Below are 23,959 nucleotides of genomic sequence, written 5' to 3'. Positions count from 1 at the left end.
CGGGCGGCCGATTGACGTCACGCTGCTGCCACGAGATCACGTGGCCGTTCTGTTTGGTTTTCAATTGGAAAATTTGCCACAGCTTGACGAATCGACACATGGTCGGCAGTCTTGCTTTGGCGTGGCCTGCGCCTAACCTCCCAGACCTTCCCCAGCACGGTCTTGAACGGAGGCAAAGGGACTTCTGTCTCAGGTCATTGTCTTGGTCCGATCCGTTTCGGGCGGGTTGCTGGGGAACTGCGTCCGCGACGTGAAAGGCCTGACCAATGACGCAAAACGGAAATTTTAAACGCCGTGTACGTGCTCGTGCAGCCAAAACCGGCGAATCTTACACCGCAGCTCTTCAACATGTCCGCCAACCACCGGACGAATCCATTATCCCGGTCAGTGCGGCTTGCTGTAGCGCAAACATCGTTGTGTAGCGATCCACGTGACATTGCGGCGCTTCATGCCAGAGGGGCGGAAATACGCAGCCTCATGGGAGAGGCCCATAAAGCAGGCGCTCGCCTTATACACTTCCCGGAAGGCGCCACTTGCTGGCCTAACAAGCGGATCATGTCCGAAATCGGACCGAAAGAAATCGGCCCCTCCGATTGGACCCGCTTCGAATGGAGCGTTTTGCGCAAAGAACTGGAAGCGATTCAAAGATGTGCGAAACAGCTAAAACTTTGGACGGTTTTCGGTTCCGTGCATCAACTGACGTTACCGCACCGGCCACATAACAGCCTTTATGTCGTCTCCGATCACGGTGAACTGGTGACGCGCTACGATGAGCGCCTGCTATCGAATACCAAAATCTCCTTTATGTACTCACCGGGAAAGCTCCCCGTGACTTTCGAAGTGGATGGTCTCCGTTTCGGCTGCGCGATCGGCATGGAAGCGCACTATCCCGAGATATTCATCGAATATGAGAAGCTCGATGTTGATTGCGTCCTATTCTCGACAGCAGGAGACAGCCCATCTGGTGCTCTAGCATTTGGCGCTGAAGTTTTGGGACATGCCGCAAGCAATACTTATTGGGTGAGCTATTCTACCCTTGCGCCTCAGAGCACGGCCGTTCCCTCAGGTATAGCTTCGCCGGACGGGCTATGGGCCGTGCAGTGCCCGACAAACGGTTTACCCGCTATCGCTGTCGCGGACATCAAAACGAATCCGGAAAGTCTTGCACGACCGTGGCGAAGAAAGGCTCGCAGCGGCCTTTATACACCTCTTCACATAGAAGGTGACCCGAGAAGTGATAGTAGAAACCTATTTTAGGGAATGAATGATCGGGGCCGACCTTCAGACCCGATCACATATTCATATCGCGAAATCATGATTTTACGTCACGGTCGATGAAAGTCTCGAACCAAAAACAAAAGCCGTCATGCGTTTCAACGCATGACGGCTTCAATTCATCGGCTCACCGGCCAATACAGCCGATGAAAATTACCCCTCAATCCCGTCCAGCAAGTCCCGCGCCTTGGCGGTCGTCACGCGGCGCAGTTCCACTTCGTCGCGGCGGGCGGCAAGCAGTTCGGTGGCCATGAGCTGGTCGGCGAGATCGGCGGGGAGCGAGAGAAGGACGCGGGCTTCGCCGGTGTTCAGGCCATCGACATCCGAGCGCTTGGCAGTGATCATGCCGCCAGCCACCGTGTTGTTGGTGTCGGGGTCGATCAGGATGAAGGCGCCGGTCGAGCGGTTCTGCTCGTAAGGGTCAAACACCGCCTTTTCGTCGAAGGCCAGATGCACCTTGCCGATGGCGTTCATGGCCAGGCTTTCCGCCGGACCCCATTTGCCGTTTTTCAGATCCAGTTGCTGAACCGGCTTGACCTGGACGCGCTGGCGGCGCGAGCCGCTTTTTAGCCAATAGCGCTTGTTGGGCAGAATGCCATCCGGCTGCAAGGCGACGAGCTGCGCATCAAACGCAAGGCCAACCTGTGGCTCAGCATCGAGCGAGACAATCATGTCGCCGCGCGACACATCCACCTGCCGGTCAAGCACCAGGGTAATGGCATCGCCAGCCACAGCCGCATTGCGCACCAGGTCGAAGGTGACGATCTGCTTGACATTGGCAATGGCGCCCGAAGGCAGGATGGCAACGCTGTCGCCAGGCTTGACCGCACCACCGGCCACCGTCCCCTGGTAGCCGCGAAAGCTTTCACCCGGACGCGACACGCGCTGCACCGGCAGGCGGAAGCCCGTCGATTGCGCCGAGCGCGAGGTGGCGCGTTCCAGTGCTTCCACCAGCGTCGGGCCGTCATACCACGGCATTGGCTCCTTGCCGGAATAGACGACATTTTCGCCCTTCAGCGCCGACATCGGAATGGCGGTGGTCTGGCGCACGCCGAGCGTCAGGGCGATCTCCTTGAACTCGTTGACGATGGCGTCAAAACCTGCCTTGTCATAATTGGTCAAGTCGATCTTGTTGACGGCCAGCACGAATTGCTTGATGCCCATTAGCGAGGCAATCGTCGCATGGCGACGGGTCTGTTCCAGAATACCGGCGCGGGCATCGACCAGAAGCACCGCGAGATCGGCAGTCGAGGCGCCGGTTGCCATGTTGCGGGTATATTGCTCGTGGCCGGGGGTGTCGGCGACGATGAAGGAGCGCTTGTCGGTGGCGAAATAACGATAGGCGACATCGATGGTGATGCCCTGTTCGCGTTCCGCCTGAAGACCGTCGAGCAGCAGGGCGAAATCCGGCAGGCCAAGATCGTTCTGCTTGCCGCTATCGCGGCGAAGTGTTGCGGCCTGGTCTTCCTTGACAGCCTTGGTATCCCACAGCAACCGGCCGATCAGCGTCGATTTGCCGTCATCGACCGAACCACAGGTGATGAGACGCAAGGGGCGGGAATCGCGGCCGCTATAGGCGGCCTCGGACTGAGGGACTACATTTGCCAAGGAAAGCCCCTGCGACGAGTCTTTGGAGAAAAAATCCGATGTGGACGCCAGGTTGGCGGCGAGTGCGGTGGCGCTTGCGGTCATCTCAGAAATATCCTTCGCGTTTCTTCTTTTCCATCGATCCGGACTGGTCACGGTCGATAGCGCGACCCTGACGCTCGGAGACGGTCGCAATTTCCAGTTCGGCAATCACTTCATCCAGGGTCCGGGCTTCAGACCGGAGCGCGCCGGTCAGCGGGAAGCAGCCCAGTGTGCGGAAACGGATCGAGCCATGCTGCACCTGTTCGCCCGGCAGCAGTTCCAGCCGCTCGTCTTCGGCCAAGATCATCATGCCATCACGCTCGATATAAGGGCGCTTTTCGGCAAAATACAGCGGCACCAGCGGAATGTTTTCAGCCTGAATATAGCGCCAGATATCAACCTCCGTCCAATTGGACAGCGGGAAGGCCCGCACGCTTTCACCCCGGCGGATCATGCCGTTATAGACATTCCACAGTTCCGGGCGCTGGTTGCGCGGGTCCCATTTATGGTCGGGCGTGCGGAAGGAATAGATCCGCTCCTTGGCCCGCGAGGCCTCTTCATCGCGACGCGCACCGCCAAAGGCAGCATCATATTTGCCAGCGTCCAGCGCTTGGCGCAGCGCCTCGGTTTTCATGATGTCGGTATAGAGCGCCGAACCGTGGGAAAAAGGCGTAACGCCTTCGGTCTTGCCACGCGGATTGGTATGGACGACCAGATCCAGATCATAACGCTTCGCCATTTCATCGCGGAAGGCGATCATTTCCTTGAACTTCCAGCCGGTATCGATATGCAGCAGCGGAAATGGCACCCGGCCCGGATAGAAGGCCTTGCGCGCCAGATGCAGCAGCACGGACGAATCCTTGCCGATCGAATAGAGCATCACCGGATTGTCGAACTCGCCGGCCACTTCACGGAAAATATGGATTGCCTCGTTTTCCAGCGCCTTCAAATGCGGATCGAGCGGCGCACGGGCCACGACCTCCTTCGAATGCGGATCAAACTCGGACTGGTGCAGATGCATGACTTGATTTCCAGATGCGTGCGGCCCAGATGCGGGCTGCGATGACGGCTGCGGGGGCAGGCTCTGTACGGACATAAAACATATTCCTAGTTGCCGATGACGGGTCTTGGCTAGTCTTGAACGGGAAAATCCTCGCCAAAAGCCCAGAAACGGCTGATTAAAGGGAACTGGAATTCAGCGATGGGATGGCCGCGTCCGGCACATGCAGGCCGCATTCGCGCTTCTCGTCGTTTTCCCACCACCAGCGGCCAGCCCGTTCAGGCTCGCCCGGCTTGATCGCGCGGGTGCAGGGTTCACAGCCAATCGAGGGATAGCCGCGCCCATGCAGCGGATTGATCGGCACCGCCTCGCTCTCCACATAGGCATTGATATCATCCAGCGACCAATCGGCCAGCGGGTTGACCTTGATCAGGTTGCGCTCCGCGTCATATTCAGCGAACGGCGTGGCGGCGCGATTGCCGGACTGGCTGCGGCGCAGGCCCGTAACCCAGACAGAAGCGCCTTGCAGCGCCCGCGCCAGAGGAACAAGCTTGCGCACATGACAGCAGGCATGGCGCGCTTCGACACTTTCGTAAAAGCCATTCAAGCCATATTTTGCCGCATAGGCGTCGATATCGTCCTGGTCGGGCGCATATTGCGTGATCGAAATGCCGAACCGCTCTTCGGTTTCGGCAATCAGATCGAGGGTTTCCTTGAACAGGCGACCGGTCTGCAAGGTTGCAACTTCGATGGAGAGACCGGCAAGACCGATGGCCGCCGTAATCACCTGATCCTCAAGACCGAGGCTCGTGGTGAACACCGACCGACCGCCAAGCTCCTGTACAAGACGCAGGCGTGCGGTGAAATCAAGATCAGCGAGAGCCGCGTCCAGGGTGGCAACGGCCTGAAGATTGGATTGCGATGTCATTCGTTCTACTTCCTAGCGGGCCTACTCAATGTCCGACCAAGGCCCACTCCCAGTGGCTGCGCTTGGCATAAACTGGCTGCGCCCGGCATAAGCCTGTCATCTGACCAAGTATCGATGTTTTTATCGCCAAAAGACAGGAATTGCCTTTTATGCTGCCGCCAATGCGGAGCAAATATCACTCAAAGCCAAAGATATGGCGCAATTCCTGCCGCCTCGGCCCTATCAGCCCCCGTGCTCTTGTGGCTATACATCCGGTTCATTCCAAACGAAAACGCCGGAAAGCAAGGCTTTCCGGCGTAATATCCTTGATTACAAGGGGTGTCCCCTTTGAGCGTTGCAGCTAGTGGACCAGCCTCAGAACTCTTCCCAGGACTGATCGGCAGCAGCAGCAGCCGGTGCTGACGATTTGCCGGAAAAGGCACTGGCGATCTTGCGGCCAAGCGCGCGGGCGGGCGAAGCCACCGGCGCCTGTGCCGGATGAGCGGCACGAGCTGGCGCGGCATAGGTCGATCCAGCATTGAACCCACTTTGCCCGCCGCCAGACAGCTTGAATTGCGACAGAAGCTGGTTCAGCGAGGCGACTTCTCTTGCCAGGCCGTGGCTTGCAGCCGTGGATTCCTCCACCATTGCCGCGTTCTTCTGGGTATCCTGGTCCATCTGGTTCACAGCGGTATTGATCTGCTGGAGGCCGGAAGACTGTTCGTGGGCCGCCTCGACGATAGCGCTGACATGCCGGTTAATTTCCTGCACTTCGGCCACCATGGCTTCCAGTGCCGTGCCGGTTTCGCCCACCAGCTGCACACCGGACTGGACCTGGCTGTTGGAGGTGGTGATCAGCGCCTTGATGTCCTTTGCCGCATTGGCGGAACGCTGGGCAAGCTCGCGCACTTCCTGGGCAACGACTGCAAAGCCCTTGCCTGCTTCACCGGCGCGCGCCGCCTCGACACCGGCATTCAGCGCCAGAAGATTGGTCTGGAAGGCGATTTCATCGATGACGCTGATGATGTTGGAAATCTCAGCCGATGACTTTTCGATCTGTTCCATGGCGATCACGGCGCGGCGCACCACCTCACCGGATTGCTCTGCTCCAGCCTTGGTGCGCGAAACCAGGGTTCCCGCTTCCTGGGCACGGCGGGTCGAATCCTTCACCGTGGTGGTGATCTGCTCGAGAGCCGCCGCGGTTTCCTCGACGGAGGCCGCCTGCTGCTCGGTGCGCTTGGCCAGATCATCGGCTGCCGACTTTATTTCATTGGCGCCCGCATCGATTGCCCGGGCATTCTGAGCAACATGGGTCAGCGCTTCCTGCAATTTTTCAGCCGAGCTGTTGAAGCTGGCGCGCACGCCATCCAGATGGGCGACGAAAGGTTGGCCGATACGATAGGAGACATCGCCATCGGACAGATGCGAAAGACCGTTTGCCAGATTGTCGACCGCGAATTGGATATCCGCCGCTTCCCTGGCCTTTTGCTCTTCGCGCTCCAACCGCTCTTTTTCCGAGAGGCTGCGATTGGCCGCGGTTTCCTGCTCCAGACGGACGCGCTCGACGGCATTGTCGCGGAACACGCCGACAGCGGCGGCCATCTGACCAACCTCATCCTTGCGCGCCAGGCCGGGCACATCCTGCTGCGTTTCGCCGTTTGCCAGCGCTATCATCCGGCTGCGAAGCTTGTCGATCGGACCGATGATGCCACGCGAAGTCACGAACAGCGCCAAAAGAACGGCCATCAGCATGACACCGCCAAGAACCGACAGCGAGGTCAGGATCGTCGAATTGGTCTGATCGGTGAGATCATCGCTTTTCTTGAGAAGAGCGACGGAATTCGCATTGTTCCAATCACGCAAGTCATCCCGCCATTTGGCAATCAACGGATCCGCCTTGAGCAGCACAAGTCTTGCTTCTGGACGCTTTCCATCAGCAACGAGTTGAACCGCCTGGTCGGTCAGAGCCTGAATGTCGCGGGCGCGGCTGGCAAATCTATCGATATCTCCGCTCAACTCCGGCGTCAGCGTCTTAGCCGTCTCCAGGCGCTTAAAGACGGTCGCAATCGCGTCCGTATAAGCCGCACTGACGCTTGCGACATCGACCGACCCGGCATCATAGGAGATCATCTGGTAAGCGCCATATCCCATTGCCACAAGCGAGGTCGTGGCGCGGAACATCTGGCTTGCCGCAACGGTATCCGTCGTCATGAAGTCGGAATACTTCGTATCCGTCGATTTATAACTGCTGGCCATATAGCCCAGGCCACCGATACTGATTACGCAGACCGGAACGATCAGCGACAAAATTTTCGTGCGAATGCTCGCATTGGCCAAAAAAGACATTATGCCTCGCCTCTTAAAACGGATGGGGTGGGGAAGGAACAGAGGGAGAGGCAAGCTCTCACGAACCTGACGCTGCTTTCTTGGCTTGGCAAGAGTGCGACAGGCCACCCATCATGGGTATTTTTACGATAGATTTCATATAGCACAATTAAGATTTAATATTTCCCTAAAATAGGTTAGGTAAATTCGAAGGGCGAGATCATACCGCGACCGAAAAGCTCCGCCCGCACCCAGGCCTTGGAAATATCCGACAAACAGGTCTGCGCGTGAAAGCATAAATCTCTGAACGAGGCACAGAACAAAAAAGGCGAGGTCGCCTGGCAACCTCGCCTTGATCAATCTTCGTGCCCTTTACGCGTTTTCGAAAACCATGCACCGTCACCTGACGTTTTCACGGCCTCTCATCACGCGGATCTCGACATTATGCGCCGCCCAGAAACTCTTCGCACCAGGTCTTGCCGCTTTCGACGGGCCTGTCAATGACCGGCTTGATCGCACGGATGACATAATCCGGAGACACCGTAACGCGCACTTCGCAGCGCAGATATTCGGTGCGCCCGGCCTTGGTAACCTTGCCGCGCTTGCCATCGGGTGTTTGCGCATAGGTCGGAGCGACCGAGCGGGTCCTGAAGCCACCGCGCCAGCTATAGACGGTGGCACCGCCAGCCTGTTCGTCGTTGATCGGTGGTCCGAACTTGGCAAAGAAGGCGCCCGCCGGCTGGCCGACCCAGCGCTCTTCCACCAGGTTTTTCTTCTGTACAGGTATGACACCCGATGTCGTTGTACATCCAGCCAGCGCCAGCGCCAGGCCAGCCGTCAGCATGATCCGAAAATTCATAATTCTGTCCCTTGGTAACCCGCTTCAAGCAGCCCGGCCTGGCAGAGCCCTGCCCCGGCCACACCTGTGCCACTTTGTCTTTCGCCTTTATCCCCAAAACCTTAAATTGGAAATCACCAAGTTTGTCGCTCACGTCAACTTGTTTCAAAACGGCATCAGTGAAATACGGCGAACCGACATTGGCAAAAAATAATATTATTATTTAAATACAATATATTAACTCTATTTTTCCGCAACCATTCGAGGCACACGGCACCCTCTACGTGCAGCATTCTCACCCCTGTTGAAAAGCCATGATTTTTTTGAAGCCACCCGCTTGTCTATTGTGAAACCCTGGTTTATACGGGCGCCACTGGTCACGGAGTGTAGCGCAGTCTGGTAGCGCACCACGTTCGGGACGTGGGGGTCGAGTGTTCGAATCACTCCACTCCGACCAGGTCAAAGGCTTTTCCCGAAGGCTGTTTCTTCCTCAATATTGAAAGCCCCTGCTCCTTGTCGTATCATGCTATACGACGCCATTTCATGGCCGTTTTTAACGGGCTGCGCAGTCAAGGGCCTGAAGTTCCTGTATCTGGGACTAGCCAAAAAATCATAATATTGAGAGATTTTTTTAGATCCTGCATGACGGAGGGAATTGTACCTTAACGAGAAGATTGTCATAAAGACATAAAAGGCTGAGTTGCAGACTGTGACCTCGGGAAGGTTTACCAACTGTCGTCATAATAATTTGTTTTTTCTGCATTATTTCTAAAAACCACTCCCATTTAAGGGCGTGGCACAGAGGCCGGACAGGTCTCAGCCAGGGGTGGCTGTTCTGTCGGGCTCCGATCCAGGGGTTTTCAATGATCAAGAACTATTCATGAGCCGGTATCAGGCAACGCGCGGCGGCGTCGAGGAGTTGCGGGCGGCGCTGGCGCGCAGCAAGGCGGGTTTCCTGTCCATTGCCCTGTTCAGTTTCTTCGTCAACCTTCTGGTCCTGACCGGACCCTTGTTCATGCTTCAGGTCTATGACCGGGTGCTGGCGGCGCGCTCGGAGGCGACGCTTCTGGTCCTGTTTCTGTTGGTCATTCTGCTCTATGCGATCATGGGCATTCTCGATCATGTCCGTTCACGCATCGCCGCCCGGATCGGGGCACGGCTCCAGAGCGAATTCGACATCAGGGTATTTCGCGCCCTGCTCGATCGATCCGCACTGGCATCGAAGGGTGTTGCCGGTCCACGCGGCATGCGCGATCTGGACGCCCTGCAAAAAATGCTGGCGTCCTCGGCCATTTTTGCGGTTTTCGATATTCCCTGGACGCCGGTATTCCTGTTCGTGATCTTCGTTTTCCATCCATGGATGGGCTATCTGGCGCTGGCGGGCGGGCTGGTGCTGATCGCGCTGACGCTGCTGAACCAGCGCGGGACGAAGCGCATCCAGGCAAAAGCTGCGGATGCCAGCCGGATCAGCGACGAGATGACCATGGCGCTGGCCCGAGACGCTGAAACGGTGAAGGCCCTTGGCATGCGCAAGAGTGCGGCAACGCGCTGGCAAACGACGCGCCATACGGCGCTCGCCGCCAGCATTGCCTATTCGGATGCCAATGGCTTTTACACCGCCGTGTCCAAAACTTTCCGGATCTTCCTGCAATCGGCCATTCTGGCGCTGGGCGCCTGGCTGGTGCTGCGCGGCGAAATCAAGGCTGGCGCGATGATAGCAGGATCGATCCTGATCGGCCGGGCGCTGGCACCGATTGAGACGGCTATTTCCCAATGGGGATTGATGCAGCGGGCGCAGGAAGGCTGGCGCAATCTCTCGACCCTGCTGGAGCAGATCCCCGAAGAAGACACCCGCACCACGCTACCGAGGCCTCGTGCGCTGTTGCAGGTCCAGCAGGTTACTGCCGTGCCGCCCGGCGAAAGCGTGGCGACACTGCGGATGATGAGTTTCGAGCTTGGCCCCGGCCATGCGCTGGGCGTGATCGGCCCCAGCGGTTCCGGCAAATCGACCCTTGCCCGGCTGCTGACCGGTGTCTGGCAGCCGATGGCAGGAAAGGTCCGGCTGGACGGTGCCGCTCTGGACCAATATGGCCCGGACGGGCTGGCCGACCATGTCGGCTACCTGCCGCAGGACGTGGTGCTGTTTGAAGGGACCATTGCCGAAAACATCGCCCGCCTCACCGCCGATCCCGACCCGGACAAGGTAATTGCCGCCGCCCGCAAGGCTGCGGCCCATGAGATGATCCTGAAACTGCCACAGGGATACGACACCCCCCTACCCGCGACGGGCCAGCGACTTTCCGGTGGGCAGAAGCAGCGCATCGGCCTTGCCCGCGCGCTCTACGGCGATCCGGTCCTACTCATTCTGGACGAGCCGAATTCCAATCTGGATGCCGAAGGCTCAATGGCACTGAACATGGCGATCCGCGCCCTCAAGGCCAGTGGCGGCGCTGCCGTCATCATGGCGCATCGCCCGGCGGCGATTGAGGAATGCGACCTTGTGCTGATCATGGACCATGGCACCCGCACCGCTTTTGGCCCGCGCGACGAGGTGCTGCGCGCCCATCTGCGCAATGCCCAGCAAGTCGTTGGCGCGAAGACCAATACCACATGGGGGAATACCAAACAGGAAACCACCATGACCGGTTTCGTACCCGGCGCCCCACGCAAGCCATAGGAGAGCGACGATGAGCCTGTTTTCCCCGACATTGACGCCAGCCTCCTCTTCCCCGGCCAATATGCCCTCATCTCCCTCGGCAAAGCGGTTGTCGTCCAGCCCGGAAAGCCGCGTCTGGCAGGCCCGCGGTCACACGGCGCTTGGCTATGGCGCGCTGGCGGTCTTGGTGTTGGGGCTGGGCGCCTGGAGCACACTGACCACCATCAAGGGCGCCGTGGTCGGCAGCGGCACGGTGGAGGTCGAAACCAACCGTCAGGTGGTGCAGCATCAGGCCGGTGGCATTGTGCAGGACTTGCTGGTCAAGGAGGGCGATGTCGTCCAGCCCGGCCAGGTTCTGCTCAGGATGGATGAAAAGCTCGACCAATCCGAGCTGACGATCATTGAAAACCAGTTGTTTTCGCTGCTTGGCAATGCCGGGCGGCTGACCGCGGAACAGGATGGGAAGAGCGAGATCAGCTTCGATCCCGAACTTGTCGAACGGGCAAAGACCGACAGCCATGTACGCGAGATTGTCGAAGGCCAGCGTAATCTGTTGCAGGCGCGACAGGAAAACCGTGACAAACAGGTCGGGCAATTGCAGGAGCGCAAGCACCAGACCGCCCAGCAAATCGAGGGCCTGAACGCCAAGCTCAATGCGCTGCGCCAGCAAAGGCAATTGATCAGCGAGGAACTGGCCGTGCAGCAGAAATTGCTGCGCGACGGCCTGACCCAGACCAGCAAGGTCATGACGCTGCAACGGTCCGAGGTCGAGGCAGATGGCGAGATCGCCTCGTCCATGGCCAGCATTGCCGAAAGCCGCGCCAAGATCGCCGAGATCGAAATTGCTATTCTGAACGTCAGTGGCGAGCTACGCGAACAATCGATTACCGATCTGCGCAATGCCGAAGCGCAGATTGCCGAATTGCGTCAGAAACGAGTCTCTTCCCTGGAAACCCTTGGCCGCACCGAAGTGACCGCGCCGACCGGCGGCGTGGTGTTCGGCCTGACCGTGCATGCCTTGCGCACCGTGGTCAAAGCAGCAGAACCGATCCTCTATATCATCCCGCAGAATGTCGGGCTGGTGATCACCACCAATTTGCCGCCCAATGAAATCGATCAGGTGCATGTCGGCCAGAAGGCCGATCTGGTGTTTGCCGCCTTTGATCGCCGCCAGACGCCGGATATCCACGGTACAGTGATCGAGGTCTCCGCCGACGTGTTCAACGATGAAAAAACCGGCAACAGCTTCTATAAGGCGAAAATCAGACCTGATGAACAGGAAATTGCTCGGCTGGGCGATGTCCAGGTCCTGCCGGGGATGCCGGTTGAAACCTTTATCCAGACCACAGAACGCTCACCCTTCACCTACCTCACCAAACCGCTGGCCAGTTATTTCAACAAGGCCTTCCGGGAGCGGTAATGCTGATGCATATGTAAAATGTTACAGCACCCTGCGTTTTATAAAACGCAGGGTGCTGCAAGGAAAACTCTAGCTTTACGTGTGGCCGTATACGCCGTCAGCCGAATGCACTTCCGAGGAAAGTCGTGGCCCTCTTTGAGGCCGATCTGCTATTGATATAAATGGCTTCATCGAGGACATCGAGGACTTCGCTATAGGATGATGTAGCCCGCAGATCCGGCGCGGCCAGCAGCGTCGCCATCGAGGGTTGAAACAGCACCCCGTAGGTCGCCGCACGGATCATTGAAATGTCGTTCAAAGCGTCGCCCATTGCAAAATGGGCGCTCCCCTCGGTATCGACGGCGTCGAAACAGAGATGTTTACCGGCCAGTCCATTCCAGAAGTCGAAGCCGGTGACGATATCCTCGTCATTGGTCTGAAAATTGTGACAGAGGACCTGATCGGCAGCGATCTGTTCGATAAAATGCCGATTCATCGGGCTAAAAGAGTCCGAGACGATCACCACCCGCCCGCGCAGCTTGAGCGCGGCGAGGAATTCCACCGCCCCATTGAACAGATCGAGTTCCGCCACACTGGCGCATATTTCGGCCAGGGTCACGTGGTGATCGGACAGGTGCTTGATCCGCTGGTCCAGCAATTGACGGTAATCGGGAATTTCCCGCGTGGTCGCCTGGAGTTCGGGAATACCGAATGATTTGGCGAGATGCGGCCACATTTCCGGCGCGAGCACGCCTTCGAGATCGATGAAGGAACAGATGGATGCGGTCATTGCGCGCCACTCCCCAAGGTGCCCGCGGTGAAGAGAATGGCCCCCAGCGAGGCGAGCACGACCCCGATCAGGATATTGAACAGGCGCTGGCGACGCAGCACGACGGTTCGAATGGCCGGGTTGGACAGAAAGGTCGAAACGGATGCGAACCACAGCAAATGCGACAGGGAGATGAACAGGCCCCAAAGCAATTGGTGAGACAGCGGCGTGTCCTTGCCAATGAATTGCGTGTAGAGACTGATCACGAAAATCGACGTCTTCGGATTGAGACCATTGGTCAGAATACCGGTCATCATTTCCCGGCCCATGGATCTGTCGCTGGGAACCAGACTGCCTTCGATATCGCGTATCTTGCTGAAGGCCGTGGCCAGGCCCGCATAGACCAGATAGGCCGCGCCGACGAATTTGATGATATCCAGAATATTGGGGAAAATATGCTGGATGATCGCAATGCCGAACATGGCATAGATCACATGAAACCAGCAGGCGATGGCAATGCCCATCGAGGCCGCCAGCCCGGATTTGCGGCCATAGAGAAAACTATTGCGCGACACCATGGCAAAATCCGCGCCGGGGCTGAGAACGGCCAGCCAGGTTATCGAAGCAATCAGAAGTATTTGTTCCATAAATATGTGGGCTCCGGATCCGGCAACAGCAGCGCGGTTCCGCGCGGCTGACATCTGCGTTTATTTGCGGCGGAAGGTCAGGACCAGAACATCGCGCAGGCCCTGCTGGTCGGGATCGAGCTTGGTGATCGGCGTTACGCCATGGGCAACGCGTTCATCATTGACGATGGCAGCATCGAAGGGGTCCGTCAGCGTAAATTCCGCCAGCTTGATGCCGTCCCGATCCAGGATGGAGGTTTCGCCACCAACAATATTCTGCCGATTGATGAGAACCATCAGCACGAAATCCACACCGTCGCGGTGAACGCCTTCAGGTGTTGGCTTTCCACCGGTCTGCACAGCTTCAATGCGGAACTGATGCAACTCCATGTGCCAGGTCGAAAAAGGCGACAGAGCGCCGAAGGTGGAAGAGGCGAAGGAGAAAATCGCCTGCATCACCGGATTTTCAATGGTCGATGCCAATACCGGCTCGAAATGGCGCTCAATGCCGCCATTCAGAGGATTGTAGGAGGTCGTCTGGAAATGTGGCTGATGCTTTTCGAGACTGACGGGCCCGCCCTTAGGCGCGCCCGTCAGGGTTGCGTGCCGGCGAAGGCGATATTTGCCGCCGTCGGCCATATAGGTATCCGGCTTAAGATCGTCCCAGGACGCCTGAAAATCAGCAATGTCCTGGCTGCTAAAATGGCTTTGATGAATGACATCGAGAAAATTGTTGCTTTCAAGAAACACAAAATCGAAGTCATGCAACTGTTGGCAGACATCGATATTGGTCACATTGGCCGGATCGCTGTGCTTTAAGACTGAAATATTGCCTTGCATTGAAAATGGCTCCGATTTCATCGGCGTAACCCGCCGATACCGATTATCAATCATATGTTGTGTTTCGTGAAAACCGATATATTTTCGAGCAAAAGCGTGAGGTAAATTCACACATATGCCCGACAGTTCCGAATTCCGATCGAGGATGGCGCGCATGCCGCAATTGGGGGCTTTGAAGGCCTTTGCGGTGGCGGCGCGGTATGAAAGTTTTGTGTTGGCGGCCCAGGAATTGCACGTCACGCATGGAGCGATCAGCAAGCAGGTCAAGAATCTGGAGGAGAGTCTGGGCGAGCCGCTGTTCCTGCGTCGCAACCGGGCTGTCTTCCTGACGGAGCGCGGTCGTCAATTGGCTGCCAGGCTTGCCTCGGTGTTCCAGGATCTGGAAAATGTCGTCACGGATTTTCGCAGCAATGCCTATGCCCAACCGCTGATCGTTTCCTGTGAACCGACGCTCTGCCTGAAATTCCTTATACCAAACCTTGGCGATCTGAAAGAAAGCACCGGACTGGATGTCAAGGTTCTTGCAGCGGGCGGAAAAATCGACTTTCGCCGCGATCACGTCGATCTTGCCGTGCGGCGCAACGATTTTGCCATCGACCCTCGCCTGCATGTGAGGGAGCTGGCGCCGGAAGCGATGGGCATGGTCTGCACGCCACAGGTGGCGGCTGACCTCAACACAGAGCCTCGCTCCAGCGTGCCTGCCCTGCATACCCGCTCGCGCCCCGATGCCTGGCTGAATTGGCGCAAAACCCAGCCGGGGACCCGCAAGTTCAACTCGGACATTTTTTACGAGCATTTCTATCTGGCCCTTGAGGCGGCGATGGCCGGCCAGGGTGTCGCACTGGCATCGATCCATATGGTGACGACGGATATGGCAGCCGGACGACTGGCCGCACTCGGTGCGTTTCATGAGGATGGCACCCATTATCTTGCCGTCTCCAATAGCGATTTTGCCGCCGATGAAAGACGGCTGGTGTTTACCGACTGGCTGTCACGACGCATGCGCGCCCGTCTGGCCCAGGCATCCACTGCCCGTCCGGCCGCAGAAACCCGGCATCTGCCATAGGCATTCTCATCCACCAATTTTCGGCGTTTTCAGCCCCTCAAACACGGAGGGCGCATTGGGGTCGGGCTTTGGCTCCTCTTCCAGGAAATCGGGCACCTGCGTACCATTGGAATTCATTGAGCCGTAAGCCCCCTTATCCTGCAAGGCAGAGGGGTCGCTCGGAGCTGTACCGGGGTCCTCGCCATCGATCGACAGGTCCGGCTGACCGAGATCGACGGGCGGCTGGGTCTTGATTGGCAGCGGCACATAGAGCGAGACGGTGACGATAATGGCGATGACCAGCAGCCAGCTGCCGAGGATGCGCGAGGGAATGTTCAGCCAGGGGCCCTTGAAGCAGCGCAACAGAAAGGCCGGGGTGAGGATGATCCACAGGGCCGAAAGCACCGAGGCAATCGCAAAGGACGGAATGCCGACGCCGAAATCGTCCAGGCCGAGAAACAACGAGAAAGAAAAGGCAACAACGGCAGCGGATGCCAGCATGGCCCGATCCCGCCAGCGCCCCGAAAGCCAGAGACTGGCGCCGGTGATGGCGACGGCCACCGGCGCGATCAGGTACAGCACCTGCCCCAGCGCACTCTCGCGAATGGCGACGAAGATCGGGTCGAAAAACAGCAGCATGATCGATAGCACGGCGAGAAACACGCCGATGGTGATGGCAAATTGCCGGGCGCTGGGCATCATCGCGCAGGCGACCGCGATGCCCAGCATGGCCAGAACAAGATCATACACCGAGAAGGTGAACAGCGCGCCCAGTTCGGTAAAGCCATAATCATGCGGCAGGCTTTGCGACACCGCCAGAAGGAACAGGCCGAAACCAGCCAGCAGCGCACTGGCGCGAAAACCATCCGTCTTCATAACGCGACGGGCTTGCACCCATCTGTCAGTACCGGACGCAGCCGCAGGACTGGCCTTGCCCTGCCCCTCGCGTTGCGGCTTGGCAGATTGTGAGCCAGGCGGCGGCGTGTCGCGGCCCTTCTGACGGCGTTTGCGGGAGGTGGGCGCCGTGGAGGATGTCCGGTGGGTGTCGTTCATCGTGCCTGGCCTTTGCGAGTGTGACGACCCGGCCTATCTCATAATCAAGGCGATTTGTCACCCACACCACGATTCATCTCACCTGTCACCCTCCGGTTCACTGCGTCAGCCGCACCGTACTGCCGATAATGTTCTTGGAGATCGCCGTATAGACATCCTTGATATTGGTGGTGGAGGCGCTGAAGTAATATTTGGCGCCGCTGGAGCAAGTCTGCAAATTTTTGACATCCGCTTCCGAACTGTAGGAAATCGCATAGATGTCGATATTGTTGGACTTGATTGAATTGCAGGTGGTCAGAAGCGCATTGGTGGCGATATCATTACAGGCGCTTGTGCGGGTCTTGTTGCAAATCCAGTCCAGCTTGTCGGTGTCACTGGGTCCGTATTTTACATTCATCTCGCCATCGGTCATGAAGACGATGACTTTTTTGACCTTTTCGGAATAGTCGGCGGGCGCGGTCCCGCCACCCCATGCCGAGCGCCATTTTGGCGACAGCGTGTACCAGCCCGCCAGCATTCCGGCATCAAGCCGCGTGGAGCCTTCCGAGGTCATATTGGCGATAGCGCTCTGCAATGTACTAAAACTCGACGTCAGCGGAACGATGGGCGGCGGGCAGAAGCTGGTGGACGAGCCGCTGTTGGAATCTTGCGCCACGAAGGCCTCGGTGCTGGGTGGCGCGTCGCTCAGGCCATTGGTACCGATGGCGCCATTGTCTTTCATTTCCACGTCAGCGCGCGGCTCGACGCAGCCGATCCAATAGTAATTTTTCGAGGTATAGGCGAGCGGTGTCACGTTATCGATCCACTGGGTGAAACTGTAGCTCGAAGACGAGTAATAGGACTTGGGATCGGTCCAGCGGCTGGGCAACGCAGCATTGCCACCATAAGCCTTCAACCAGTCCTTATGGGTAAGGCCAATGTTGAAACGGCTTGAAAACGGCGCAATGGCGATCTTGCTGCGCTTGGCGACCGTGGCATCATTGGCAAACGAGGTCAAAAAGCTCTTCACTGCCGTCTGCATCGGCACAAAACGACCTTCCTCGATCATCGAGCTGGAAACGTCGAGCACCAGGGACACTTCCAGGTCAATATTGCCCGGCAGCGCCGCGCAGGATTTGGCGGAGACCTCTACGGTCTTGACCCCGGCCAGCTGCATGAAACTGGTCGGCACACCCTCGCCGACAACAATGCAGATTTCCTTGCCATCCGCCGATAAGGTCGGCCCACTCAACCGTTTGGGCACTGCGGCGGTGTCGACGTCATTAGAACCCTGATCCGCCAATTTGGACTCGAGATAGCTGTCGATACCCGATGCCAGGGCATCGACGCCGGAAGACGAGGAATAGCTCGACGCCGCCGCCAGGATAGCCGAATCAGCTGTCACCTGAATATCGTTGCGATGATCGCGCGCCGAACTGTAGTCCACCGCCGCACCGACAGCCAGAAGCAACGGCATCATCAGAATGGCCGACATGACAGCGAAGTTGCCCTTGTCATCGGCGAGGAGCTTTGAAAGTGTGTCTTTAAGGCGCATTTTACCCAACCATGTGTTGAAGCGTCCGGGACACCAGTCCTGCTCTTCAATCCTTGTTGGGTAGCTGTTTTATAAAACCATTTGAAACAAAGCCGAAATTCAATTGATAAAATGCAACTCAATAGAGCATTTTGTGCCGAAACGGCGAATAAACATACGGTGGCTTCAAACTTCCTTCGCTATGAGGCGCCGTTGCTTGATGCTTGCCTGGGCGGCGGACAGCCGGGCGATCGGCACCCGGAAGGGTGAGCAGGAGACGTAATCCAGCCCGACATCCTCGCAGAAATGGATCGAGGCCGGGTCACCACCATGTTCGCCGCAAATGCCGAGCTTCATATCTGGCCGGGTCTGGCGACCGCGCTCGGCGGCCATGCGGATCAACTCGCCGACCCCATCGAAATCCAGCGAGATGAACGGATCGCGCTCGATAATCCCCTTGCGCTGATAGGTGGGAATGAAGGCCGCGGCATCATCGCGTGACATGCCGAACGTGGTCTGGGTCAGGTCATTGGTGCCGAAGGAGAAGAATTCGGCAGCCTCGGCAATCACATGGGCGCGGATGGCGGCGCGCGGCAGCTCGATCATCGTGCCGACCAGATAGGAGATTTCCAGCTTGCCTTCACGCATCACTTCGGAGGCAATCCGGTCGATCACACCCTTCACATAATCCAGCTCGGAGCGCAGCCCGACCAGCGGCACCATGATTTCAGGCACGACCGGCGCGCCGGTCTCAAGGCCTGCGGCGACGGCAGCTTCGAAAATCGCCCGTGCCTGCATCTCGGCGATTTCAGGATAGGAGATCGCCAACCGGCAGCCGCGATGGCCGAGCATGGGGTTGAACTCGTGCAAAGCCTCGACCCGCTGCGCCAGCGCGCGGGGCTCCATGCCCATCGCCACGGCCACCTCGGTGATTTCCTTGGCCGTCTTCGGCAGGAACTCATGCAACGGTGGATCGAGCAGGCGGATCGTCACCGGCAGGCCATGCATGATGGTGAATAGTTCGGTGAAGTCCGAGCGTTGCATCGGCAACAGCTTGTCGAGCGCGGCGCGCCGTCCGGCCTCGTCCTCGGCCAGGATCATTTCGCGCATCACATGGATGCGCTCGCCTTCGAAAAACATGTGTTCTGTGCGGCAAAGACCGATGCCCTCGGCACCGAAGGAACGGGCAGCGCGGGCATCGCCCGGCGTATCCGCATTGGTGCGCACCGTCATGCGGCGCGTGCGGTCGGCCCATTGCATCAGCTGGGCAAAATCCCCCGACAGTTCCGGTTGCAGCATCGGCACGGCGCCCTGCAAAACCTGGCCGGAAGAACCGTCTATGGTGATGATATCGCCCTTCTTCAGCTTGACGCCAACGCCTAGCAGCACACCATTGCGGATATCGACCCGCATGCTGCCGGCACCGGCCACGCAGGGAATGCCCATGCCGCGCGCCACCACCGCCGCATGGCTGGTCATGCCGCCACGGGTGGTCAGGATCGCTTCAGCGGCATGCATGCCGTGAATGTCTTCCGGGCTGGTTTCCATGCGCACCAGAATAACCTTGCGGCCTTCTTCCTTGGCGCTGACAGCATCTTCGGCGGTAAAGACGATTTCGCCGGTGGCCGCCCCAGGCGACGCCGGCAGGCCAGAGCCGATCACATCCCGCGCCACGCGCGGATCGATGGTGGGGTGCAAAAGCTGGTCCAGCGACGCCGGCTCGATGCGCGACACCGCCTCGTCCTCGTCGATCAGCCCTTCCGCCACCATATCGACAGCGATCTTCATGGCTGCCTTGGTGGTGCGCTTGCCGGAGCGGGTCTGCAACATCCAAAGCTTGCCGCGCTCAATGGTGAATTCCACATCCTGCATGTCGCGGTAATGGGTTTCAAGCTGCGCGCAGACCGCCGTAAACTCCGCAAAGGCCTTGGGCATCAGCTTTTCCATCGACGGCTTGTCGGAGCCGCTTTCCAGCCGCGCCCGCTCACTGAGGGATTGCGGGGTGCGGATGCCCGCCACCACGTCCTCACCTTGGGCATTGACCAGAAACTCGCCGTAAAGCTGGTTTTCTCCTGTCGACGGATTGCGGGTAAACGCCACGCCGGTGGCCGAACTGGAGCCGAGATTGCCAAACACCATGGCCTGGATATTAACCGCCGTGCCCCAATGGCCGGGAATATTGTGCAACTGCCGATAGGTAATGGCACGGGCGTTCATCCAGCTGGCAAACACCGCTGCCACCGCCCCCCAAAGCTGAACCTCAGGGTCCTGCGGAAAGGGTTCGCCCAGTTCATCCTCAATCAATTGCTTGTAGAGGTCAGTCACATGCTGCCATTCATCGGCGCTCAGTTCGGTGTCGAACTCGTGGCCAAACCGGCCTTTTTCATGCTCAAGGATTTCCTCGAACACTTCATGATCCAGCCCCAGAACGACATCGCCATACATCTGGATGAAGCGGCGGTAACTGTCCCAGGCGAAGCGAGCGTCTCCGGCGCGATGAGCAAGGCCAACCACCGTCTCATCGTTCAGGCCGAGATTGAGAACCGTATCCATCATGCCGGGCATGGAAGTGCGCGCACCCGAGCGCACCGACAAAAGCAGAGGATTTTTGGCATTGCCAAACGTGCGTCCGGTCTCGGCTTCGATCACGTCGATACCGGCCAGCACCTCTGCCTTCATGTCATCAGCCAGACTGCGGCCATGGGCGTAGAAATGCGTGCAGGCATCCGTGACAATCGTCAGACCCGGCGGCACGGGCAGGCCGAGACCCGCCATTTCGGCAAGATTGGCACCTTTACCGCCCAAATGTTCGACATCGCCAGCGCCGCCCTCAGCCTTGCCGCCGCCGAAGCTGTAGACCCACTTCCCCATGGTCGTTTTTCTTTCTCCGCCCGACTGTTCTTGTTTTCGCATCGGATGATCCGAAAACCGGTATCCACTTTTCGGTCCGATGCTTTTATCCCTCAAAAGACTTAGCGCATTCGTGATCCGTTGAAAATCTCATAATATCAATCGTATCCCGCATTGCAGCATAATTGCGGCATCCCAGTGTAAAGATCAATGTGTCGAGGCTCGACTTGGCATTGAGCGATGGTTGGGACGGGAAAGTGGCCAACGCCTGTTTCGAGGGCGATTTTCTCGCTCAACCAATTGATATTTCAAAAATTTGTGACGGAATGTCGCAAATTGGCTCAACCAATTGTGAAGAGAAATTAACGTGTCGGTAACCTCATGGCCGGCTGATTGGGGTAGAGAACGAACAGAGACCCACTCAACCAAAGGAGATTGCCAGATATGTCATCACTACAAACCGTTGCATTGATGCTTGCCATTCTTGGCTTTTCGGCGAGCTTTGCATCGGCAGCCCCTCGGATGGTCAAGCAGTTCGATCACTGGGGGCTGTTTTCCTACAAGGATGGCGGCAAGACCGTTTGCTACGTGCTGTCCGTGCCTTCAAAGGAAGATCCTGTTGGCATTGACCATGGCAAGAATTTCTTCCTGATCGCCCCGAAAAAAACTGGCGGCGTCAATTATTATCCCCAGGCCGTGATGGGCTACAATGTCGCTCAGGGCTCGACCATCGACGTGAACGTCGATGACAAGACGTTCCAGATGGCGCCGAAAGCCAATGTCGGCTGGACCCGGCTGGAAGCGGATGACGCAAAGGTGATTGCCGCCATGAAACAAGGTCGCCGCATGACTGTGAAAACCACCTCGAAGCGCGGCACCCACACGACCTATACCTATTCGCTACAAGGCGTTTCTGCCGCGCTGAAACAGGCCCAGGCCTGCCGCTGACATGTCCAAAACCGACAATGCCTGAGAAACGCCCCCTGATCGCCAAAGGCGGTTTCACACAAAGGCTCCAGGAGGATGACGCATCCTCGCCGTCAACAGATTTCGACGACCTCAAATGCATCAATGCCTTGAGACATCAGAAAACTGAATACGGTCCGTCATTTTCGATGGCTCCCCGTGTGAACCGCCGCGCCCTGCTGGCCGCCCTGTTGCTGGCCCCGTTGATCGGGGCGGCAAGCCTGCTTGCGCCCAGCACGGCTGCGGCCATGCCAATGCTGCGGCAGAAGGGACGCGTTACCGGCTATCCGCTGCCGCGCTTTGCCTCGCTAAAGGCCGATAGGGTGCGGATGCGGGCTGGCCCTTCCACCGACTACCCGGTTCGCTTTATCTACGAGGCCCGAGGCCTGCCGGTGGAAATCATTGAGGAATACGACAATTGGCGGCAGGTTCGCGATAGCGACGGCACCAGCGGCTGGATGTCCGCTGTCATGCTCAGCGGTGCCCGCACCGGTCTTGTCGCCCCCTGGCGCGGCTCGAAAGGCGATCTCGTCATGCTGCGCGACCGCCCGCTTGCCACGGCTGCCGTCACCGCCCAACTCCAGCCACGGGTACGGCTAAAAATCGGTGGCTGCGATGGGCATTGGTGTTCCGTTTCGGTAGAACGAGGTGGCCCTTCCGGCTTTGTCCGGCAGGGCCTGGTCTGGGGCGTTTATCCCGGTGAAACCATCGGCAATTGAGGTTTTACAACCAGAATGCCGGACGGCTTCCCAAGCAAGATCCCCAACCGGTCAAGGCTTGACCATGGATGGCGTTGCATGTCCAGGCACATCCTTCGCGGTGCTATCCTGCGGCAGGTCGCGCAGCCGCGACAACAGCAGAACGGTTGCGATACCAGCAACCACCCCCACCGGCACGATCGCCATCAACACCTCGGTCGGCGAGCGTCCAGCAGCAATCAAACCACCGGCAAACAGCGGCCCGACCACCGAACCGAACCGGCCAACCGCAACGGCAAGTCCCACGCCGGTGCCACGAACATCGGGCGCGTAGCATTGCGGCGCAATGCCGTAGAGCAGTGACTGGGCAGCCATGACGCTCACCCCGATCAAGGCACCAGCGATGGCATTGGCGGCGAAATTGGCCGGTGCCAGTCCGAGCAGCACGAGCGAGACGACCAGAAGCAGGAAGCAGAGCGAGCCGTTGAGGACCTTACGTTTCCCATCAAGGAACCATCCGCCTGTCAAGCCGCCCACGGCCCCGGCAATATTGAAGATCACCTGAATGAGGCCCGCCTGCTGGCGATCCAGTCCGCGCGTGACCAGAAGGGTCGGCAACCAGTTGAGCAGAAGATAGAGCACCATGATGCCGAAGAAGAAACCCGTCCAGAGTAGGATGCTGCGCAGTGCCGTATCGGCGGAAAACACCTGACGCCAGGCGCCCTCCTTCTTGGTCTTTTCCGACTTTTCGACCTTGAGCTGCGGCAGCATCATAAACAGTGGCAGCACGAGCAGCATCGGCATGATGCCGCCGGCAATGAAGATGGTGCGCCAGTCGTCATGCAGGCCAGCCATGGCCACCACGCTGGCAATCGCCCCGCCAAATGGAATACCGGCATACATGATCGACACGGCCCGGCCGCGGCGCTCCGGCGTGGTCGACTCGACAGCTATGGCCACCAGGTTCGGCAACGCTCCGCCCAGGCCGACACCGGTGAGAAAGCGCATAGCGATCAAGCCTTCTACGGATGTGACTGCTGCCGTGGCAAGCGAGAAGATCCCGAAGATGAAAAGCGCCAGGCTAAGGCCCAAACGGCGTCCAAACCGGTCCGAGATCATGCCGCCGGAAACGGCGCCAAAGATCAGGCCAAATGTCGCAGAGGAAAAGAACAGTCCCATCTGGGCGGGTGTCAGCCCGAAGACCGGCGCCAGTTTCGGCGCCGCCACGCCCGCAGCCTGAAGGTCGAAACCTTCAATCATCGCCGCCAGAAAAACCAGAAAAATGATCCGGGACGAGCCCGGTCGCGATGTTGTCGACAGCATAATGCCTCCCATTGATGCCGATAACGGTTCAACCGCTCGCCTCCTCGCGCCCGGTCAGACCTTTTGGATAATCCCTCAGCCATCCTGACCACGCTATCTGCGCGGCAAGATGCCGTAAAGTATGTTGAGCATACTATTGGAATTGGCATTTAGCAATCGTGGCTTGCTGGAGAGGAGAAAATCTCTCCAATCAAAGCAAGATCTCTATTTCCTATTTAAATACAAGGGATTGCGACCTATCATCCGT

17 protein-coding genes, 1 tRNA gene and 1 pseudogene are annotated in these 23,959 nt (G+C 58.2%); 7 read left to right on the top strand and 12 right to left on the bottom strand.

Annotated features, from left to right (window positions below; genetic code table 11):
* The first annotated feature begins 266 nt into the window (after positions 1–266).
* Positions 267–1,257, top strand: a pseudogene (locus ASB66_RS09380) (carbon-nitrogen hydrolase family protein).
* A gap of 171 nt (positions 1,258–1,428) precedes the next feature.
* Here ASB66_RS09380 and cysN read toward each other — a convergent pair.
* From cysN to ASB66_RS09355, 5 genes are all read right to left on the bottom strand, one after another.
* On the bottom strand, positions 1,429–2,967 hold the full coding sequence (gene cysN, locus ASB66_RS09375) for a sulfate adenylyltransferase subunit CysN (protein ID WP_081089117.1): 1,539 nt from the start codon (positions 2,965–2,967) through the stop codon (positions 1,429–1,431).
* A gap of 1 nt (position 2,968) precedes the next feature.
* Entirely contained in the window at positions 2,969–3,925 is a 957-nt protein-coding gene (gene cysD, locus ASB66_RS09370; protein ID WP_060719040.1) for a sulfate adenylyltransferase subunit CysD, read from the bottom strand.
* A 157-nt stretch (positions 3,926–4,082) separates the two neighbouring features.
* On the bottom strand, positions 4,083–4,832 hold the full coding sequence (locus tag ASB66_RS09365; RefSeq protein WP_060719041.1) for a phosphoadenylyl-sulfate reductase: 750 nt from the start codon (positions 4,830–4,832) through the stop codon (positions 4,083–4,085).
* A 354-nt stretch (positions 4,833–5,186) separates the two neighbouring features.
* A complete protein-coding gene (locus ASB66_RS09360) occupies positions 5,187–7,157 on the bottom strand; it encodes a methyl-accepting chemotaxis protein (RefSeq protein ID WP_060719042.1) in 1,971 nt (656 codons plus the stop codon).
* Between the two features lie 421 nt (positions 7,158–7,578).
* The gene (locus ASB66_RS09355; RefSeq protein WP_060719043.1) at positions 7,579–7,995 is read right to left on the bottom strand and encodes a hypothetical protein; all 417 of its coding nucleotides are present in this window, start codon (positions 7,993–7,995) and stop codon (positions 7,579–7,581) included.
* Positions 7,996–8,354: 359 nt separating this feature from the next.
* Here ASB66_RS09355 and ASB66_RS09350 point away from each other — a divergent pair.
* The 3 genes from ASB66_RS09350 to ASB66_RS09340 all read left to right on the top strand — a co-directional run bounded on the left by ASB66_RS09350 (position 8,355) and on the right by ASB66_RS09340 (position 12,050).
* Positions 8,355–8,431, top strand: a tRNA-Pro gene (locus ASB66_RS09350).
* Positions 8,432–8,854: 423 nt separating this feature from the next.
* Positions 8,855–10,651 (top strand): type I secretion system permease/ATPase, encoded by a 1,797-nt coding sequence (locus ASB66_RS09345; RefSeq protein ID WP_060719044.1) that lies wholly within the window; start codon positions 8,855–8,857, stop codon positions 10,649–10,651.
* Between the two features lie 10 nt (positions 10,652–10,661).
* Positions 10,662–12,050, top strand: a complete 1,389-nt coding sequence (locus ASB66_RS09340; protein WP_060719045.1) for an HlyD family type I secretion periplasmic adaptor subunit — start codon at positions 10,662–10,664, stop codon at positions 12,048–12,050.
* A 97-nt stretch (positions 12,051–12,147) separates the two neighbouring features.
* Here the strand turns inward: ASB66_RS09340 and thrH are convergent, their stop codons facing one another.
* The 3 genes from thrH to ASB66_RS09325 are packed head-to-tail and all read right to left on the bottom strand — an operon-like array spanning position 12,148 to position 14,264.
* Positions 12,148–12,819: a bifunctional phosphoserine phosphatase/homoserine phosphotransferase ThrH gene (gene thrH / locus ASB66_RS09335; RefSeq protein WP_060719046.1), complete on the bottom strand. Its 672-nt coding sequence runs from the start codon at positions 12,817–12,819 to the stop codon at positions 12,148–12,150.
* The gene (locus ASB66_RS09330; RefSeq protein ID WP_060719247.1) at positions 12,816–13,445 is read right to left on the bottom strand and encodes a LysE family translocator; all 630 of its coding nucleotides are present in this window, start codon (positions 13,443–13,445) and stop codon (positions 12,816–12,818) included. The genes thrH and ASB66_RS09330 overlap by 4 nt, the downstream gene beginning before the upstream one ends.
* A 60-nt stretch (positions 13,446–13,505) precedes the next feature.
* A complete protein-coding gene (locus ASB66_RS09325) occupies positions 13,506–14,264 on the bottom strand; it encodes a 2OG-Fe dioxygenase family protein (protein ID WP_060719248.1) in 759 nt (252 codons plus the stop codon).
* 154 nt (positions 14,265–14,418) lie between these two features.
* On the opposite strand from ASB66_RS09325, the gene ASB66_RS09320 reads away from it, so the two are divergent.
* Positions 14,419–15,330, top strand: a complete 912-nt coding sequence (locus ASB66_RS09320; RefSeq protein WP_234612712.1) for a LysR family transcriptional regulator — start codon at positions 14,419–14,421, stop codon at positions 15,328–15,330.
* 6 nt (positions 15,331–15,336) lie between these two features.
* Here ASB66_RS09320 and ASB66_RS09315 read toward each other — a convergent pair whose 3' ends face one another.
* The 3 genes from ASB66_RS09315 to ppdK form a co-directional block, all read right to left on the bottom strand.
* Entirely contained in the window at positions 15,337–16,362 is a 1,026-nt protein-coding gene (locus ASB66_RS09315; RefSeq protein ID WP_060719047.1) for an acetyltransferase domain-containing protein, read from the bottom strand.
* Between the two features lie 97 nt (positions 16,363–16,459).
* Positions 16,460–17,896: a vWA domain-containing protein gene (locus ASB66_RS09310; protein WP_060719048.1), complete on the bottom strand. Its 1,437-nt coding sequence runs from the start codon at positions 17,894–17,896 to the stop codon at positions 16,460–16,462.
* A gap of 165 nt (positions 17,897–18,061) precedes the next feature.
* Positions 18,062–20,746, bottom strand: a complete 2,685-nt coding sequence (gene ppdK / locus ASB66_RS09305) for a pyruvate, phosphate dikinase (RefSeq protein WP_114386412.1) — start codon at positions 20,744–20,746, stop codon at positions 18,062–18,064.
* Positions 20,747–21,169: 423 nt separating this feature from the next.
* On the opposite strand from ppdK, the gene ASB66_RS09300 reads away from it, so the two are divergent.
* Positions 21,170–21,673 (top strand): invasion associated locus B family protein, encoded by a 504-nt coding sequence (locus ASB66_RS09300; protein ID WP_060719050.1) that lies wholly within the window; start codon positions 21,170–21,172, stop codon positions 21,671–21,673.
* Between the two features lie 17 nt (positions 21,674–21,690).
* On the top strand, positions 21,691–22,410 hold the full coding sequence (locus ASB66_RS09295) for an SH3 domain-containing protein (RefSeq protein WP_060719051.1): 720 nt from the start codon (positions 21,691–21,693) through the stop codon (positions 22,408–22,410).
* A 51-nt stretch (positions 22,411–22,461) separates the two neighbouring features.
* Here ASB66_RS09295 and mhpT read toward each other — a convergent pair whose 3' ends face one another.
* Positions 22,462–23,712 carry a 3-(3-hydroxy-phenyl)propionate transporter MhpT gene (gene mhpT / locus ASB66_RS09290; protein ID WP_234612714.1) on the bottom strand — a complete coding sequence of 417 codons (1,251 nt, stop codon included), beginning with the start codon at positions 23,710–23,712 and terminating at the stop codon, positions 22,462–22,464.
* Positions 23,713–23,959 lie beyond the last annotated feature (247 nt).

Source organism: Gillisella vitis (genome assembly GCF_001541345.2).
Taxonomy (GTDB): domain Bacteria; phylum Pseudomonadota; class Alphaproteobacteria; order Rhizobiales; family Rhizobiaceae; genus Allorhizobium; species Allorhizobium vitis.
This window is presented reverse-complemented; position numbering and strand designations above follow the sequence as displayed.

Excerpts from the sequence above, each read along its gene's own strand:
- cysN (WP_081089117.1), bottom strand. The coding sequence starts at position 2,967 with ATGACCGCAAGCGCCACCGCACTCGCCGCCAACCTGGCGTCCACATCG.
- cysD (WP_060719040.1), bottom strand. The coding sequence starts at position 3,925 with ATGCATCTGCACCAGTCCGAGTTTGATCCGCATTCGAAGGAGGTCGTG.
- ASB66_RS09365 (WP_060719041.1), bottom strand. The coding sequence starts at position 4,832 with ATGACATCGCAATCCAATCTTCAGGCCGTTGCCACCCTGGACGCGGCT.
- ASB66_RS09360 (WP_060719042.1), bottom strand. The coding sequence starts at position 7,157 with ATGTCTTTTTTGGCCAATGCGAGCATTCGCACGAAAATTTTGTCGCTG.
- ASB66_RS09355 (WP_060719043.1), bottom strand. The coding sequence starts at position 7,995 with ATGAATTTTCGGATCATGCTGACGGCTGGCCTGGCGCTGGCGCTGGCT.
- ASB66_RS09345 (WP_060719044.1), top strand. The coding sequence starts at position 8,855 with ATGAGCCGGTATCAGGCAACGCGCGGCGGCGTCGAGGAGTTGCGGGCG.
- ASB66_RS09340 (WP_060719045.1), top strand. The coding sequence starts at position 10,662 with ATGAGCCTGTTTTCCCCGACATTGACGCCAGCCTCCTCTTCCCCGGCC.
- thrH (WP_060719046.1), bottom strand. The coding sequence starts at position 12,819 with ATGACCGCATCCATCTGTTCCTTCATCGATCTCGAAGGCGTGCTCGCG.
- ASB66_RS09330 (WP_060719247.1), bottom strand. The coding sequence starts at position 13,445 with ATGGAACAAATACTTCTGATTGCTTCGATAACCTGGCTGGCCGTTCTC.
- ASB66_RS09325 (WP_060719248.1), bottom strand. The coding sequence starts at position 14,264 with ATGCAAGGCAATATTTCAGTCTTAAAGCACAGCGATCCGGCCAATGTG.
- ASB66_RS09320 (WP_234612712.1), top strand. The coding sequence starts at position 14,419 with ATGCCGCAATTGGGGGCTTTGAAGGCCTTTGCGGTGGCGGCGCGGTAT.
- ASB66_RS09315 (WP_060719047.1), bottom strand. The coding sequence starts at position 16,362 with ATGAACGACACCCACCGGACATCCTCCACGGCGCCCACCTCCCGCAAA.
- ASB66_RS09310 (WP_060719048.1), bottom strand. The coding sequence starts at position 17,896 with ATGCGCCTTAAAGACACACTTTCAAAGCTCCTCGCCGATGACAAGGGC.
- ppdK (WP_114386412.1), bottom strand. The coding sequence starts at position 20,746 with ATGGGGAAGTGGGTCTACAGCTTCGGCGGCGGCAAGGCTGAGGGCGGC.
- ASB66_RS09300 (WP_060719050.1), top strand. The coding sequence starts at position 21,170 with ATGTCATCACTACAAACCGTTGCATTGATGCTTGCCATTCTTGGCTTT.
- ASB66_RS09295 (WP_060719051.1), top strand. The coding sequence starts at position 21,691 with ATGCCTGAGAAACGCCCCCTGATCGCCAAAGGCGGTTTCACACAAAGG.
- mhpT (WP_234612714.1), bottom strand. The coding sequence starts at position 23,712 with ATGCTGTCGACAACATCGCGACCGGGCTCGTCCCGGATCATTTTTCTG.